Source organism: Vibrio sp. PID17_43 (genome assembly GCF_002608565.1).
In the GTDB taxonomy this organism is placed as follows: domain Bacteria; phylum Pseudomonadota; class Gammaproteobacteria; order Enterobacterales; family Vibrionaceae; genus Vibrio.
The window spans coordinates 127,558-144,028 of record NZ_LIXM01000005.1; the positions used below are offsets into that span (position 1 = coordinate 127,558).

Annotated in this window: 13 protein-coding genes; 5 read left to right on the forward strand and 8 right to left on the reverse strand. The window is 45.8% G+C overall.

Annotated elements, in window-relative coordinates; translation table 11 throughout:
• Positions 1 to 201: 201 nt before the first annotated feature.
• Together purR and torD are read right to left on the reverse strand one after the other, a co-directional pair.
• On the reverse strand, positions 202 to 1,206 hold the full coding sequence (gene purR / locus AK965_RS05240) for an HTH-type transcriptional repressor PurR (RefSeq protein WP_099078620.1): 1,005 nt from the start codon (positions 1,204 to 1,206) through the stop codon (positions 202 to 204).
• Positions 1,207 to 1,640: 434 nt separating this feature from the next.
• The gene (torD, locus tag AK965_RS05245; RefSeq protein ID WP_099078621.1) at positions 1,641 to 2,288 is read right to left on the reverse strand and encodes a molecular chaperone TorD; all 648 of its coding nucleotides are present in this window, start codon (positions 2,286 to 2,288) and stop codon (positions 1,641 to 1,643) included.
• Between the two features lie 267 nt (positions 2,289 to 2,555).
• On the opposite strand from torD, the gene torR reads away from it, so the two are divergent.
• Complete coding sequence (gene torR / locus AK965_RS05250; protein WP_099078622.1) at positions 2,556 to 3,269, forward strand: two-component system response regulator TorR; 714 nt, start codon at positions 2,556 to 2,558, stop codon at positions 3,267 to 3,269.
• Between the two features lie 70 nt (positions 3,270 to 3,339).
• Here the strand turns inward: torR and elyC are convergent, their stop codons facing one another.
• The gene (elyC, locus tag AK965_RS05255) at positions 3,340 to 4,125 is read right to left on the reverse strand and encodes an envelope biogenesis factor ElyC (protein WP_099078623.1); all 786 of its coding nucleotides are present in this window, start codon (positions 4,123 to 4,125) and stop codon (positions 3,340 to 3,342) included.
• 114 nt (positions 4,126 to 4,239) lie between these two features.
• On the opposite strand from elyC, the gene cmoM reads away from it, so the two are divergent.
• Genes cmoM through mukB form a run of 4 tightly spaced genes read left to right on the forward strand, consistent with a single transcriptional unit; the run spans position 4,240 to position 11,543 of the window.
• Entirely contained in the window at positions 4,240 to 5,031 is a 792-nt protein-coding gene (gene cmoM, locus AK965_RS05260; protein WP_099078674.1) for a tRNA uridine 5-oxyacetic acid(34) methyltransferase CmoM, read from the forward strand.
• A 2-nt stretch (positions 5,032 to 5,033) separates the two neighbouring features.
• Positions 5,034 to 6,371, forward strand: coding sequence for a chromosome partition protein MukF (gene mukF, locus AK965_RS05265; RefSeq protein ID WP_099078624.1), 1,338 nt, complete (start codon positions 5,034 to 5,036; stop codon positions 6,369 to 6,371).
• Positions 6,352 to 7,077 (forward strand): chromosome partition protein MukE, encoded by a 726-nt coding sequence (gene mukE / locus AK965_RS05270; RefSeq protein WP_172438072.1) that lies wholly within the window; start codon positions 6,352 to 6,354, stop codon positions 7,075 to 7,077. Before mukF ends, mukE begins: the two co-directional genes overlap by 20 nt.
• Before the next feature lie 2 nt (positions 7,078 to 7,079).
• On the forward strand, positions 7,080 to 11,543 hold the full coding sequence (gene mukB / locus AK965_RS05275; RefSeq protein WP_099078675.1) for a chromosome partition protein MukB: 4,464 nt from the start codon (positions 7,080 to 7,082) through the stop codon (positions 11,541 to 11,543).
• Between the two features lie 121 nt (positions 11,544 to 11,664).
• Here mukB and AK965_RS20410 read toward each other — a convergent pair whose 3' ends face one another.
• From AK965_RS20410 to cmoB, 5 genes are all read right to left on the reverse strand, one after another.
• On the reverse strand, positions 11,665 to 11,817 hold the full coding sequence (locus tag AK965_RS20410; protein WP_099078626.1) for a hypothetical protein: 153 nt from the start codon (positions 11,815 to 11,817) through the stop codon (positions 11,665 to 11,667).
• A 196-nt stretch (positions 11,818 to 12,013) separates the two neighbouring features.
• Positions 12,014 to 12,982, reverse strand: coding sequence for an alpha-L-glutamate ligase-like protein (locus AK965_RS05285; protein ID WP_099078627.1), 969 nt, complete (start codon positions 12,980 to 12,982; stop codon positions 12,014 to 12,016).
• Positions 12,983 to 12,985: 3 nt separating this feature from the next.
• The gene (locus tag AK965_RS05290) at positions 12,986 to 14,491 is read right to left on the reverse strand and encodes an inactive transglutaminase family protein (protein ID WP_099078628.1); all 1,506 of its coding nucleotides are present in this window, start codon (positions 14,489 to 14,491) and stop codon (positions 12,986 to 12,988) included.
• A gap of 11 nt (positions 14,492 to 14,502) precedes the next feature.
• Positions 14,503 to 15,249, reverse strand: a complete 747-nt coding sequence (locus tag AK965_RS05295; protein WP_099078629.1) for an ATP-dependent zinc protease — start codon at positions 15,247 to 15,249, stop codon at positions 14,503 to 14,505.
• Between the two features lie 221 nt (positions 15,250 to 15,470).
• On the reverse strand, positions 15,471 to 16,442 hold the full coding sequence (gene cmoB / locus AK965_RS05300; RefSeq protein ID WP_099078630.1) for a tRNA 5-methoxyuridine(34)/uridine 5-oxyacetic acid(34) synthase CmoB: 972 nt from the start codon (positions 16,440 to 16,442) through the stop codon (positions 15,471 to 15,473).
• Positions 16,443 to 16,471: the final 29 nt, after the last annotated feature.

Sequence of the window (16,471 nt, forward strand, 5' to 3'; positions counted from 1 at the left end):
CCATCTTAATGTGTCTAATTTCATATTTTGAAATGTCTACTTGCCATACAAAAGCTTGATGTAGGAAATGGGCAACAAGTTAGTTAAAACAGCAATTTATCTTAGCTTTTGATTATATAAGTAATGTGAAATGCTTAAAAAATTTTATTTTACGAAATAAAAAAAGCACTCCGAAGAGCGCTTTATAAACTTGAGGGGGAGTTAGTTCAATTTCTTAACGGTGTTACGAACCACAATCTCAGGCTGCATTTCAAAAATGCGTTTTTCGTGTTCTTTGTCTTTGATTCGCTCTAGTAAAATCTCGAACGCATTCTTACCAACACGTCTTTTTGGTTGGTGAATAGTCGTTAGAGGAGGCGAGAAGAACTCCGCAAGCTCAATATTGTCATAGCCAATCACTGAGATATCATCAGGGATTTTTATGCCATTTTGTTGTAGACGGCTCATTAAGCCTAATGCCATGGTATCGTTAAAACAGAATACCGCAGTAGGGCGTTTATCCATTGCCGTAATGTTGTCTGCAGCAAGTACTGCCGTATCACACTCGAAGTTACCTTCGAGAATTAACTCTTCGTTTACTGGTAGCTTTGCTTCAGCCATTGCACGTCGAAAACCAGAAATACGCTCTTTACATGCTGCTTTATCAAAGTGACCGCTTAGGCATGCAATATCGGTGTGACCATTGTCAATCAGGAACTTCGTTGCTAGGTAACCACCTTCTTCAGAGTTGTCGATGATCTTATCCGCCTTTGAGCTTTCTGGGCCCCAGTCCATGACAACTTTTGGTATATCAGCATGGCGATCCAGCATTTCTTGTAGCTCTTCGGTTAAATCCGAGCACATCACTAAAATGCCATCAACACGCTTTTCTGCCAGCATTCGAATATAGTCACGTTGCTTCTCATAGATACCACCAGTATTACATAGGATCAGTGTGTATCCTTGGCGGTAACAGTAGCTTTCAACACCGTCAATAACTTCAGAGAAGAATAGGTTTGTTGATTGTGTTACCAACATGCCGATAGTACGGGTTGAGTTACACTTTAAGCTGCGGGCAACAGCACTTGGCGCGTAATTTAGTTCATCAACTGCTTTCATTACTTTTTCTTGGGTTGTTTCTGCAACAAAGCGCGTTTTATTAATTACGTGCGAAACTGTTGTGGTAGAAACGCCGGCTAAGCGAGCAACGTCTTTTATAGTGGCCATAAATGATGTCCTGTATCGAGCTACTTAATACCGTAGTGAATACAACCTTACGCTTAGTATCTGCGCAAACCGAGTGTTATGAGGAAAGTAGTACTCAATAGTTCAGGCAGTGGTTGTTCCGAAATCGGTATAATAAAGGTTTGTAGCAACATTCGTTGCTGAGAGTATTATTCCTTTTAGTTACAATAAGGAATGGATCAGCAATGATGTTAATAAAACACAAAAACCGCTATATTTCAGCGGTTTACATATAAATCATATTTAATCGTTTGCGTTCACATTTTAGACTGATGCGAGCACGCTGGCAATGTTTTCAGCTGTGGTTTTGTGTATTTCAAGTCACATTTTAACTGCGAAATGAAAAGGCTTTTCTACGCCAGACTAAAACTGAACAAACAAATAAGGAGCTCTGAACTCCCCAAAATAGGCGGCAATTATTCACCAAGAAGGTAATTGCTGTCCAGTTTACAAAATGCAATTAATAGTTGTGCAACGCTAACATAGAAGCCAAATTCATCGAATTGTTTACACTTGGCAGCAAATGGCGGTAACCAAGTTAACAGCTGTTGCTGAATGAAATCGTTCTGTTTGGTGAATGCTTCTTCCATATGCTTTTCTTGCTCGAGTTCGTTAGAGCGGATGATCATGTTACCCAAAAAGTCTAACTCAACGGCTAAATGGTCTGCGGGCTCTTTGAGATTTACGTCCACTTGAACACCAAAATCGGCCATCAGTTTTTCCATTTCTTCTGCTGGCTTGTCGTTTAACAGTCCAGATTTACCAATATACATCGATGCGTATGGAAGGGCGCCATGTTTTTCTGTTTTAAGGAAAAGTTCACAAAAGTCTGCGGCAAGTTCTAATTGGGCATCTTCACGATCTTGTAAGCGGTTTAAAGCGTCCACAAGCGAGTCTACGGCTGGTTTAAGGGATTTATTTTCACCTAAACCAGCTAAAAAGCTTCGAATTTCAACACTATGATAGGTCTCTAGTTCTTTTTCGGTCAGTTCTTTGGCGAACAGGCTAGAAAACCACCAGTAAATTTCGGCACGTTTTTCATTAAAAGCTTTCACTTCTTGCATTTTTTGCTCCTGAATGATGCTCTTAAAACGGCATCTTGAAGTCACTTGAGAATATTTCCTTAAGTGTAAACAATTAAAATGAATAGCAGTAACTATAATTATGATACCTTGTGGAAGAATATGCTCTTTTGTTAATGGCTACAAATAAGCTTGCTTTGAATCAATAAAATCGCAAAATCTTGCTTTTTTATGTATCTATGACTAGAAATGTTACTAGTTATGAATAGAATACGTCTTGGAATATAAAGAAGACAGAAAGTGGTGTAAATGAGCTATCACGTATTGGTCGTAGAAGATGATGTTGTAACTCGCAGTAAGCTTGCGGGCTATTTCCAAAATGAAGGTTACAAAGTCAGTGAAGCAGAAAGTGGCGCAGAAATGCGCGAGGTGCTTCAAGATGGTGACGTTGATCTTATCATGTTGGATATTAACTTGCCCGGTGAAGATGGTCTTATGCTTACGCGTGAATTACGCAGCCAGTCAGACATCGGCATCATATTAGTGACAGGACGCACGGATAGCATTGACAAAATCGTTGGCCTAGAAATGGGCGCAGACGATTATGTGACAAAGCCTTTTGAACTAAGGGAATTATTGGTTCGAGTTAAGAACTTATTGTGGCGCATCTCTGCTGCTCGCAATGGCTCTCAAAAAGCAGAAAAAGAAAGCAATGAAGAACACATTGTACGTTTTGGCGAGTGGACATTTGACATCCAGCGTCGTGCGCTAAGTCGCAACGGTGAGCCAGTGAAACTGACCAAAGCTGAATATGAGCTTTTGGTTGCCTTGTCTTCATATCCAAATCAGGTATTAAGCCGAGAACGTATTTTGAATATGATCAGCCACCGAGTGGATGCGCCAAACGATCGTACTATCGATGTATTAATTCGACGTATGCGCGCTAAGATGGAGTTTGATCCGAAGAACCCACAAATTTTTGTGACCGTCCATGGTGAAGGCTACATGTTTGCAGGTGACTAAGCTAAGTCGTAAAGAAAAAGGAGAGCATGGGCTCTCCTTTTTTCTATCTTGTGATTCTTACTTACTCGATTTATTGGCTTGCAACCATTGGGGTTTGCCCAACTGTGTCACGCAGTTTTTGCCATAAACCACCAAGGTATTCATGCCAATAAATTTCAGTTTGTTCCAAGTATTGTGCTTTTGGTGAGTATTTATGCCAAGGTTGATGAATTTCATCGATAGCAAGATAGTTCGTAGCGGCTGGGGTTGGCTTGATTCCTGCCGCATTGAACTCATACAGAGCCCGTTTCATGTGGCTAGCAGAGGTCACTAAAACCACTTCTTTCTGTTTCACAAACGCAGCCGCTTGTCGCGCTTCTTCCCAGGTGTCTTTTGCGTCCTCTAATAAAATGATATCAGGTTTAGCCACACCGAGTGCCAGAGCAACGTTGGCCATCATACGGGCGTGACTTATCTCAGACCCGCCAGCGTAACCAGACAGAATCAGCTTTGCTCCTGGGTACATACGCAAAATACGGATACCTTCAGTTAAACGCATCAGCGCGGTACGACTTAATTGAGAAGTGGGTGGGATCTCATCATCGACGACATGGTTATTACCTAATACCATAACGTAGTCTACGGTTTCAGATGACGGTAAAAACGCTTTATACTCTCGCTCTAATGGCATCAAGAGTTTCGTTGATAGTGGTTGGAAGGCCGCTAGGAAAATACCGACAAAAGAGAGGAGAACAACAAAACATCCTGTTTTGCGTTTGGTGGTAAAACTGATAAGCGCAAGACCTAATAACCCTATCAGTAGCAGTGCGGGCAAGGGCATGACCAGAGCGGTCACTACTTTTTTCAGCTCAAACATACATAAATAGTCCGAAAAAACATCAATTGATAATAAAAATGAGGTTGACCCTCTTTATTCCTGCTTTCCTTGTGCCAGAATAGCGGCACAATCCGTTATGATAACTCAGCAGAAGTGACAGAAGACCGCAATTTCGACGATATCGCCCACAAATTTGCAAAAAATATTTACGGCTCCGATAAAGGGGAGATCCGGCAAATCATTGTATGGGAAGATTTTCTACAGATTCTAAGTGAATTAGGCGCTGACCAGCAAGCTCTTGATGTACTTGATGCAGGCGGTGGGTTGGCACAAATGTCGCAAAAGCTTGCTAAGCTCGGACATCACGTTGCTTTATGTGATCTATCTTCGGAAATGCTGCAACTAGCGAAACAGGATATTGAAAAAAATGGTTTGCTTGAGCAGTATCGCCTGATTCATTCACCTGTCCAGTCCATTGGCGAGCATATGGAAGCGCAGGTGGATCTTGTTATGTTCCATGCAGTGATGGAGTGGTTGGTTGATCCTAAAGCCGCTCTCGAAACAGTATTGGAACAAGTAAAACCGGGAGGCATTGCTTCGGTAATGTTCTATAACCACCACGGCTTAGTCTATAAAAATGTGGTATGCGGTAATATTCCACATGTATTAGACGGCATGCCCCATCGGAAGAGATTTAAATTACAGCCACAGAAAGGTCTAAAGCCTGAGGATGTCTATCAATGGATAGAAGACTCTGGTTTTAGCATTTGTGGAAAGTCTGGTATTCGTTCATTCAGTGATTACATAGGCAATATGCAATACATGGGCGATTACGAGTTTGAAGATGTGTTGGCGCTAGAAAAACAACTTTGTCGACAAGAGCCATACCTCTCATTAGGCCGCTATATTCACGTGTGGGCTAAGAAGAACGATAAACAGGAATAACAATGAGTGAGATGACTCTCAATGCTGCAGAGCAACCAATCGATGAGTTGGTTGGCTGGGTAAAGCAGCACGATTTCTCGTTGAACCTGACCACTGAGCGATTGGCGTTTTTGATTGCCATCGCCGTATTGAGTAATGAAAGGTTCGATGAAGAATTGGGTGAAGGTGAATTGCACGACGCATTTGCCATCGTCACTCGACTTTTTGATGAAACCGGTGAAGCCTCGGCTTTCCGTGCAAATAATGCCATCAACGAGATGGTTAAGCAGCGCCTTATTAGCCGTTTCGTCAGTGAACTCACTGACGGAGCCAGTATTTACCGCTTGTCGCCATTAGCGATAGGCATCACTGACTACTATGTGCGTCATCGTGAGTTCTCGAAACTGCGTCTTTCCATTCAGCTGTCGATGGTAGCGGATGAAATGGCGAAAGCGATTGAAGCAGCACAGAAAGGCGGTACGCCAGGCCATTGGCAAAAAAATGTCTACGGCGTATTGAAATACTCTGTAGGCGAAATTTTCGATCAAATTGATCTTAACCAACGTGTGATGGATGAACAGCAGCAATCTGTGAAGCTACAGATTGCGGATCTGCTGAACAAAGACTGGCGTGAAGCAATCAACAACTGTGAAGCACTACTGTCTGAAACTTCCAGCACGCTGCGTGAACTTCAAGATACGCTGCAAGCCGCCAGTGATGAACTGCAAACTCAGATCCTCGACATCCAAGAAATTGTCTATGGTGATCCTGAGCTGGAGTTTATTGAAGAGGCCCTATTTAGCCTACAAATGAAGCTAGATCGAATCACCAGCTGGGGCCAACAGGCGATCGACCTTTGGATTGGTTACGACCGACACGTACACAAGTTCATCCGTACCGCGATTGATATGGATAAGAACCGTGCGTTCAGTTCGCGTCTGCGTCAATCAATAAAAGATTACTTTGATATGCCTTGGTATCTGACTTTTGCAGATGCAGAAAGGCTTTCCGATCTTCGTGATGAAGCTCTGGTGCTACGTGATGACGAGGTAACAGGCCAAGTTCCGATGGAAGTGGAATACGAAGAGTTTCAACAAGTCAATGATGAGTTGTCAGAGCGTATTGGTGACATGCTGAAAGCGCATAAAGACCAGGGCGCACCAATCGATTTGAGTGTGGTTTTGCGAGACTACCTCGCACAACACCCAAGAACTCATCACTTTGATTTAGCCCGAATTGTTGTCGATCAGGCGGTTCGTCTGGGTTACTCGGAATCGGACTATCAAGCCGTTCAACCAGACTGGAAAGCAATCAACGAATTTGGGGCAAAGGTACAAGCGAATGTCATCGACCGATACTAATGAATACATGTCAGAGAATCTGGCAAAAGCAATTTCTAACCCTCTGTTCCCAGCGCTAGATAGCATGCTACGAGCAGGGCGTCATATCTCAAGTGAAGATCTAGACAATCACGCGTTGTTGTCGGATTTCGAACTTGAGCTTTCTTCTTTCTACCAGCGCTACAACACTGAGTTGGTAAAAGCGCCAGAAGGTTTCTTTTACCTTCGCCCTCGTTCAACGTCTCTGATTGGCCGTAGTGTCCTTTCTGAGCTGGATATGCTGGTGGGTAAGGTACTGTGTTTCCTTTACCTAAGCCCAGAGCGCCTAGCACATGAAGGTATCTTCACCAACCAAGAGCTGTACGACGAGCTGCTTGCACTGGCAGATGAGAACAAGCTGATGAAGTTGGTGACCAATCGTGCAACCGGTTCAGACCTTGATAAAGAAAAGCTGTTTGAAAAAGTACGCACGTCACTTCGTCGTCTGCGTCGTCTAGGCATGATCATAAACATCGGTGAAACCGGTAAGTTCAGCATCAGTGAAGCGGTGTTCCGTTTTGGTGCCGATGTACGTGTAGGCGATGATATGCGTGAAGCTCAGCTGCGTCTGATCCGTGACGGTGAAGCCGTGGTGCACACCAAAGAACCAAGTCAAGGCAGCCTACTGTCTGAAGAAGGCCAAGACGACCATGCCCAAGAAGAAACAGCAGAAGAGGGTGAAGCATGAGCATGATTGAACGCGGTAAATATCAATCGCTGACCATGGTCAACTGGAACGGCTTCTTTGCCCGTACGTTTGACATTGATGGTCTGGTAACCACCCTATCAGGTGGTAACGGTGCGGGTAAATCAACCACAATGGCGGCGTTCATCACCGCATTGATTCCTGACCAAACGCTACTGCACTTCCGTAATACCACAGAAGCAGGCAGCAGCCAATCGTCTCGCGACAAAGGCCTATACGGTAAGTTACAACCGGGCGCGTGTTACGCGGCGCTAGACGTAGTGAACTCACGCAACCAACGCCTATTGTTTGCAGTAAAACTGCAGCAAGTTGCGGGTCGTGATAAGAAAGTAGACATTAAACCGTTTGTTATCCAAGGTCTCCCAAGCCATGTAAAACCAACGGATATCTTGGTTGAAAGCGTATCTGCGACGCAAGCTCGTGTACGTCAAATCAATGAAGTAAAAGAGTCCATCGCAGAATTTGAAGGTGTTCAATTCAAAGCCTTCTCTTCTATTGTGGATTACCACTCGCAGATGTTCGAATTCGGTGTGATTCCGAAGAAACTGCGTAACTCTGGTGACCGCTCTAAATTTTACCGCCTGATCGAAGCATCGCTTTACGGTGGTATTTCAAGTGCGATTACGCGTTCGCTACGTGACTACCTTCTGCCACAAAACGGCGGCGTGAAGAAAGCATTTCAAGATATGGAATCGGCACTGCGTGAAAACCGCATGACGCTAGAAGCGATCAAAACCACGCAAACAGACCGTGACTTGTTCAAACACTTGATCACAGAGTCGACCAACTACGTGGCAGCGGACTACATGCGCCATGCGAACGATCGTCGTAACAAGCTGGATAAAACGTTGTCATTGCGTTCAGAGCTGTTCGGTTCTCGTGAAACCTTAGTTGAGCAAAACAACCTGCTTAATCGCGTTCAAGAAGAGCTCGAACTGCTGATTGAGTCAGAATCTGCGTTAGAGCAAGACTACCAAGCGGCTTCGGATCACCTGCAGTTGGTGCAAAACGCACTGCGTCAGCAAGAGAAGATCGAACGCTACCAAGAAGATCTTGAAGAGCTGAGTGAGCGTCTTGAAGAGCAGATGATGGTGGTAGAAGAAGCGCAAGAACGCGTGATGATGGTCGAAGAGCAAGCAACCGTTGCGGAAGAAGAGGTGGATAGCCTTAAGACGCAACTGGCGGACTACCAACAAGCGCTCGACGTTCAGCAAACTCGCGCACTTCAATACCAACAAGCGGTCCAAGCGCTGGAAAAAGCGAAGCAACTACTTGGCGATGACAGCTTAACGGCAGAATCAGCGCAAGCACTTGTGTCTGAACTTAAGAGCAAAGAATCAGAAAGCACTAACGCGTTGCTATCGGTTAAGCACAAACTGGACATGTCTTCTGCAGCGGCAGAGCAGTTTGAAACAGCGCTTAAACTGGTACAAAGCATCGTTGGTCAAGTTGAGCGCAAAGACGCGTCTGAACATGCGAAAACTGCGATTGCGAAAACGCGTGAATCTCAGCAAGTTGCGCAAAACGAACAACAATGGCGTGCACAGCACCGTGACCTTGAGCGTAGCCTTAACCAGCAACGTCAAGCGCGCGAGCTAGTCAACGAATACCAAAAGCAGTTTCATATTGAACTGACTGACGAAATCACGTTTGAACAAGAACGTGAGCGTCACGCGATGCAAATCGACTCGCTAGAAATGGCGCAGGAAGACGTGCGTGAGCAACGCAGCGAACAGCGTCGTCTAGAGCAAGATGCCGCTGCGGAAATCAACAAGCTAGAAGCGATTGCACCAACGTGGATTGCGGCAAACGATGCGCTAGAAAAACTGCGTGAGCAAAGTGGCGCTGAGCTAGAAGATAGCCAATCGGTCATGAGCCAAATGCAAGTGGTGCTTGAGCAAGAGAAAACCCTTTCTCTGGCGAAAGACAAACTGGCAGAGCGTCGCAGTCAGCTTGAAGGTGAAATCGAGCGTCTTGCTTCTCCAGGTGGTTCAAACGACCCTCGCCTGAAGGGCTTGGCAGATACACTGGGCGGCGTGTTGCTGTCTGAGATCTACGATGACATCACAATTGATGACGCGCCTTACTTCAGTGCGATGTACGGTCCGGCTCGTCACGCTATCGTCGTTTCTGATCTCTCTGGTATCGAAGAGAAACTGGTAGAGCTAGACGATTGTCCAGAAGACTTGTACATCATTGAAGGTGACATCGATGCCTTTGATGACAGCTCATTCGACGCAGAAGAGCTAGAAGGCGCGGTTTGTGTTCGCATGAACGATCGCCAAATGCGTTACTCTCGCTTGCCAGAAATCCCATTGTTTGGTCGTGCAGCACGAGAGCAGCGTTTAGAGCTACTGCGTAACGAACGTGAAGAAGTGGTAGAGAAGCACGCGAAAGCGGCGTTCGATTCACAAAAAATGCAGCGCCTATACCAAGCGTTCAACCAGTTTGTGGCAAGCCATATTCAAGTGGCGTTCGAAGCAGATCCAGAGCAAGCACTGGCAACGATTCGCGACAAGCGCAACCAAATCGCTCGCGTACTGGCTGATCTGGATGCAAAAGAGCAGCAGCAACGTTCTCAACTTCAAACTACTAAGCAGGCGTTGTCTTCCCTAGATAAGCTAGCACCAAACATGGCGTTGATTGAAGATGAGTCGTTGCAAGCACGCTTTGACGAGTTGGAAGAGAAAATTGCTCAACTTTCAGAAGCAAAAGCTTTCCTAAATAACCACGCGAAAGCGGTGGCGGAACTGGAAAAAGTCGCGGTTGCCCTCGATACGGACCCAGAGCAATTTGATGCACTAGAAGCGGAATACAAAGCGGCAGACGAACAGCTGCAAGATCTTAAGAAGCAAATCTTTGCGCTGGCGGATCTGGTTGAACGTCGTCACTACTTCGCTTACTCAGATTCAGTCGACTTGCTGAACAAGAGCAGCGAACTGAGCGAGCAGCTAAAAGTGAAACTGGCTCAAGCGGAGCAGATGCGCGCACACGCTCGTGAAGAGTTGAAACAGTCGCAAGGTCAAATGAACCAATACAACCAAGTATTGGCGTCGCTGAAGAGTTCGCACCAAGCGAAACTGGAAACGGTTCAAGAGTTCAAACAAGAGCTGCAAGAGTTTGGCGTTAACGCCGATGAAGGTGCAGAAGAGCGTGCAATGCGTCGTCGTGACGAACTGCATGAGCGCCTACATACGTCTCGCAGCCGTAAGAGTGAACACGAACGCACGATCACAGCGACCGAGCTTGAGATGAAAGGCTTAGCGAAGCGTCTGAAGAAAGTTCAAAAAGAGTACGTTGAAATTCGTACCTTTGTCGTTGCGGCGAAAGCAGGCTGGTGTTCGGTACTTCGTCTCGCGCGTGAGAACGATGTTGAGCGCCGCCTACACAAGCGTGAACTGGCTTACATGTCAGCGAGCGAACTTCGTTCCATGTCGGATAAATCACTGGGTGCACTGCGTTTAGCGGTTGCGAACAATGATGATTTGCGTGACGCGCTGCGTCTATCAGAAGACAATGCACGCCCAGAGCGTAAAGTTCTGTTCTACATTGCGGTTTACCAACACCTTCGTGAGCGTATTCGTCAGGACATCATCCGCACAGATGACCCAGTTGAAGCGATCGAAGAGATGGAAGTTGAGCTAGCGCGTCTAACGGAAGAACTCACACAACGTGAAAACCGTCTAGCGATCAGTTCTGAGTCAGTAGCAAGTATCATCAAGAAGACGATTCAGCGTGAGCAAAACCGTATCCGTATGCTGAACCAAGGCTTGTCAAATATCTCGTTTGGTCAGGTTAAGGGGGTACGTCTAAACGTGAAAATCCGCGAAAGCCACGAAGTGCTACTTAACGGTCTAGCGACGCAACAAGAGCAGCATAAAGATCTGTTTGAGTCGACTCGCTTTACCTTCTCTGAAGCAATGGCGAAAATGTTCCAACGCGTGAACCCACATATCGATATGGGGCAACGTTCTCCTCAGGTTCTAGGTGAAGAGCTACTGGATTACCGTAACTACCTTGAGCTAAGTGTGGAAGTTAACCGTGGTTCTGAAGGCTGGTTACAGGCAGAATCTGGTGCTCTATCAACGGGTGAGGCGATCGGTACAGGTCAGTCAATCCTATTGATGGTCGTTCAGAGCTGGGAAGAAGAATCACGCCGTCTACGCAGCAAAGACATTGTGCCTTGCCGTCTGTTGTTCCTTGATGAGGCAGCGCGTTTGGATGCGAAGTCTATCTCGACGCTGTTCGAACTTTGTGACCGTCTGGATATGCAGCTTCTTATCGCGGCACCGGAAAACATCAGCCCTGAGAAAGGGACGACCTACAAACTGGTACGTAAGGTGTTTAAAGACCACGAGCACGTGCACGTGGTTGGTCTGCGTGGTTTTGGCCAAACGGAAAAACCGAAGAGTGAAGTTCAACAAATGATTGAAGAGTTAGAAGTTTAGTCATGTTGACTTGAGTTAATGCGTTCGCTACCACGGACGTTTAATCGCGAATAAAATAAGCCGAGACTGTAGGACAACAGTCTCGGCTTTTTCGTTTGCACTTAACCGTAAAATGTAAGTGCTACTCTGCTGAAAGGCCGTTTTCTATTTCGATCATTTCAGTAAGCTTATCAAGTGCTTGAACTGAGATTTCTGACAAACGCTGTAAGTGTTGGTCAACGCTCTCTCGCTCTACAAGCGGAGTTTCATTGTTATTAGTTTGTTTTGTTAGCATCGCCCAACCTCGCGAGTGAGTAAGGGAGAATGGCATGAAATCAAACCACTGGGGAAAAAGAAACGCTCGATGTTTAATTTGTCAGCGAGATCATCGATTGCCGTGATAGAAGCAATGTGTTACTTAAGAACCGAGCAGTAGTGTTCAAATATGAAAAGTAAGCTAGCAACCATCGTAATAGCTGCTAGCTAAGAGATTAAAACTGAGATTTGACGCCGAATTGCTTTGCCGCGTATGCAACACGTTCTTTCGGCTTAGGGTACTCAGCAGGTGTGCCAAGTGCCTCGATGTGTCTTAGACGAGGGAGTAGACCTGCACCATTTGCAATCTGAATCGCCAAGCCAGGTCGTGCATTTAACTCCAGAACCATTGGACCTTCTTCTTTGTCCAATACCATGTCAGTGCCCATGTAACCTAGGCCAGTCATTTCCCAAGCACTTGAGGCAAGCTCTAACAAACGTTCCCAATGAGGGACTTGTAGTGTTGATAAGTCTTTCCCCGTATCTGGGTGGTGCGTGACGGGCAGATCGAATTGAACAGCTCGTATCGCTTTTCCTGTCGCGATATCAATGCCCACGCCAACCGCACCTTGGTGCAGGTTCGCTTTACCATCAGATGCCGAAGTGGAACAGCGCATCATTGCCATTACTGGGTAGCCCTTAAATACGATAATACGTACATCTGGCACACCTTCGTAACTGAAACCATCGAAGCAGTCGTCGAACTTAATTAAGTTTTCAACCACAGCGACATCATTCTTACCACCAAGAGAAAAGAGTCCCGCAAGTGCATTGCTGATGTGTCGCTCAACTTCTTCTTTATTACACGTTGCTCCAGATGGTTTGGTATAAACCCCATCTTTGTGTGAAGTAATCACTAAAATACCTTTACCGCCACTCCCTTGTGCTGGCTTGATTACGAAACCTGGCCAGTTCTCTACCATTTTGTGAATGGTCTTCACTTCAGCTTGACTGTTGATCACACCAATGAGGGCAGGGACTGTCGCCCCAGCGGCCTCTGCGATGATTTTGGTTTTTAGTTTGTCGTCCACCAGAGGGTATTTGGAACGATCATTGTAGCGTCCAATATAGCTATGGTTACGCTTGTTCATTCCCATTATGCCTTTATGGCGAAGTTTCATTGGCGAAGTAAAACGTTCAAACATCGTTTAGTCCTCCGCTAATGGTTTGAAACGACGTAGCTCAGTTAGACGGTAACCTGTGTATGTTCCGAGTAGCAGAATACCCGCTAATACGATCAACTGAAGGCCAATAAAGTTAAATGTTAGGTGCTGGATGTATGGGTTTGTCATTGCTAAGTAAACCAGTACCGCCGTTAATAGTGAACCTCCACCTTGCATGGCGACTTCTTTGGCGCCTTCCTCTTCCCATAGAATCGACATACGTTCGATAGTCCATGACAAGATAATCATAGGGAAGAAGGTAATGGTTAGACCTTCTGTTAGGCCAATCTTAAATGCCACGACGGTAAACACCGAGATAATCATAATTACGGTGATGATGACTGCGGATATCCGTGCAACCAGAAGTAAGTTCAGCCTAGATAGGTAGCTTCGAATAATCAGACCTGTCCCGACAATCAGCAAGAAGCCGACAATACCAGTGATAAGCTGCGTTTGAACAAAGGCCACCGCAATCAATACTGGCATGAACGTACCCGATGTTTTAAGACCGATGATGACGCGTAGGAATACAACAATCAGTGCACCGATAGGGATGAGCATGATGGTCTTAAACATCGCTTGCTCTTCTAGCGGCAAGCTGTGTATTGAGAGGTTCAGTAGCCCATCAGCTTCAACTTTGTTGTTGGTCGCTTGCTGAGGTGTCACTTCTTGCTTAATCATCGAGAAATGGACTTGGCTATTCTTACCGCCGACTAAATCTAGTAAAGAGACGTTTGATTCATCCCAAACGAGCAAATTAGGCTGAGATGCGGCTTGTTCGGAGTTTGGAGAGAATAGTACCCACTCACTTCCGGACCACACTTGAACCATTGGTTGAATCGCTTGGCGTCGACGACCATCTTCAAGCTCAATAACACCGACAATCTTACTTTGAACACCAGCCGTTAAAAGGAGTTTACTGAGGGCATCGGTACGATTGAAATCGTTAAGAATCAATGCGGCGTTTTGGCTATCTGGGTCATTGAGTATTTTGATAAGCTCACGGGCGAACGTTACGTTGTCGGCCGAGCGACTCATCGCGCGTTCAATCAATGCATTTGCAGCAGCCTGCTGAGGTGCTGATAGCGTTGGTGGAATAATGTCACCTGTTGGCGGCTGAGGCGTGACTTTTGCTTGTGGATCGACTAAGAACTGAGCTTTGTAATAGATGGTTTGTGGCCCAGAGGCTTGTCGAATAGACCATTCAGCGCGTCGACCAGAATCGGAATCGACGTATGAGACGCCATAGCCAGGTGAAGAGGCAGACTCACCGATCAGTGTGTAGCCTTTTTGGGTGTGTGGTGCCGCGAGAGAGGCTTTTACTTCTCCACCATTGGCGTTAAATTCGATGCGTGCTTCCACGTCCCAAACTTGACGAGTTTCGCCTGGCGTCCAAGGAACGCCGTAATTGTCATGTCTAAAAACACTCAAAGCAATGCCAGCAACCACCAAAAGGATGATTGACAGGTAAAACGGTATTCTCGAGGTCATAATCTGCCTTTTTATTTTTGGTCTTCTTCCGTTTGAATGTACTTACGGCTCACATCAACCACTGCGATGTCGCGCATAAATTCTCTTCCTAGCAAAACAGGATGGTTCATTTGAGAACGATCTGCCAACGTAAACTGTGCTTTTTCATGGATATTTCCGACTCGAACCCAAAGTTCTACGACGGCACGACGCTCAAGTTCATCCGTGGTCGCTTGTCGAATTTTCACATAGCGAATAATGGGTGCTTCAATCCAGGTATTTTTTTCTTCTTCTGACTTGGTGCTGTCTGCAAGGTGGAAACGAACCCAGTTTTTGCCGTTTCTCTCGAATTCCTCGATGTCGACAGCATTTAATGAAGAGGTTGCAGCACCAGTATCGACACGAGCATCAAAAGTTTGTTTGATTGAATCTATCGTGACTCGTTCAATCGAGCCAAGCACAACGCCATTCGTAGGGGTCGCTTGAATAGGAGCTGGTGCTTGAACGATGATGGGGTCTTTGGGTTTTTTAATCTCAGCCATTGCATTATCACGGAAGGTAATGAGTTTGCTTTCTAATTTGTTGACTTGCTCCTCAAGGCCATCGATGTAATCGGATTGGTTACTGATTTGAAGCTCTAAATTGGAAATGCGAGTATTGATATTCGTTTCTGAGGCTTGAATAGCGGCTAACGTTTCTTGGTGGTACTGTTCGCCCTTCGTAAGGGTACATCCTGAAAGTAGGGCGATGGCAACAACCGGAGTCAATCGTGTAAACATTGAAAACCTTGGATTGGATGAAGTCGTTTATTTTTAGTAGTTTAGCGTAGAACGACAGAAGCTCACAACAAAGAATCTCTTGAAGTCTCTCAAAGAGTGAGGATTAGTGACGAAAAGCTAAAAAAACAAAGGATGCTGTTCGCATCCTTTATATGATTCAAAAAGAGGGTAATGTCTTAAAGGCGGGAGTGAGTTAAGACACTGTCAGAAATCTCAATTATTTATGGCTTAGTTGCCACAAGCACCGCACGGCGTGGTGCAGGGTAACCTTCAACGGTTTTAGTTGGATCGTTAGGATCTAAGTAATCTGGAAGTGAATTGTGTGTCATCCAATCCGTTGTGCGTTGTTCGTCAACCGAAGTGACGTTCTCGTCCACGATGCGGACATCTTCAAAGCCAACCAGCTCTAGCCATACTTTCAAAGCTTTCGCTGAAGGGAAGAAGTACACGTTACGCATTTGCGCATAACGAGAGGTTGGAACAAGAACGGCGTTCTCGTCACCTTCAATGACAAGTGTTTCTAGCACGAGTTCACCACCAGATACCAACTGATCTTTTAGTTGGACTAAGTGATCCAGTGGAGAGCGGCGGTGGTAAAGCACGCCCATGCTAAATACCGTGTCGAAGGCTTCTAACTTCGGTAGCTGTTCAATGCCCAATGGCAGTAGGTGTGCACGTTGGTCATCGCCCATCAGTTTACGAATCGCTTCGAACTGGATTAGGAACAGGTGAGAAGGATCGATACCGACAGTAAGACGAGCACCTTCACCTAACATGCGCCACATGTGGTAGCCATTACCGCAACCGACATCAAGAACACTGCGATTCTTCAGTGGTGAAATATGCGGAAGCACGCGGTCCCATTTCCAGTCACTGCGCCATTCAGTATCAATATGAATACCGTGAACATGATATGGACCTTTACGCCAAGGGTGGAAGGTGCGCAGTAAGCTTTCGAGCTTTTTCAGTTCACCCGTGTGCATTGGCTCGTTGTTTGAAATGGTAACGGAGCTTGTGATATCCACATGCTCTGGCTGGCCCGCTGGGATTTTGTTCAGTGCTTTCAACCAGCGACCAAAGTCACCGTGCTCTGCATTTTGCCAGTCCGTCAGCTGCTGTGGTAACACATTCAACCAAGGTTGAAGACGTGTGTCTTGGGCAATGAATTGGTAGAAATTTGCAAAGTTAAACATAGTTAGTTAATCGCTGAGTTGATGATATA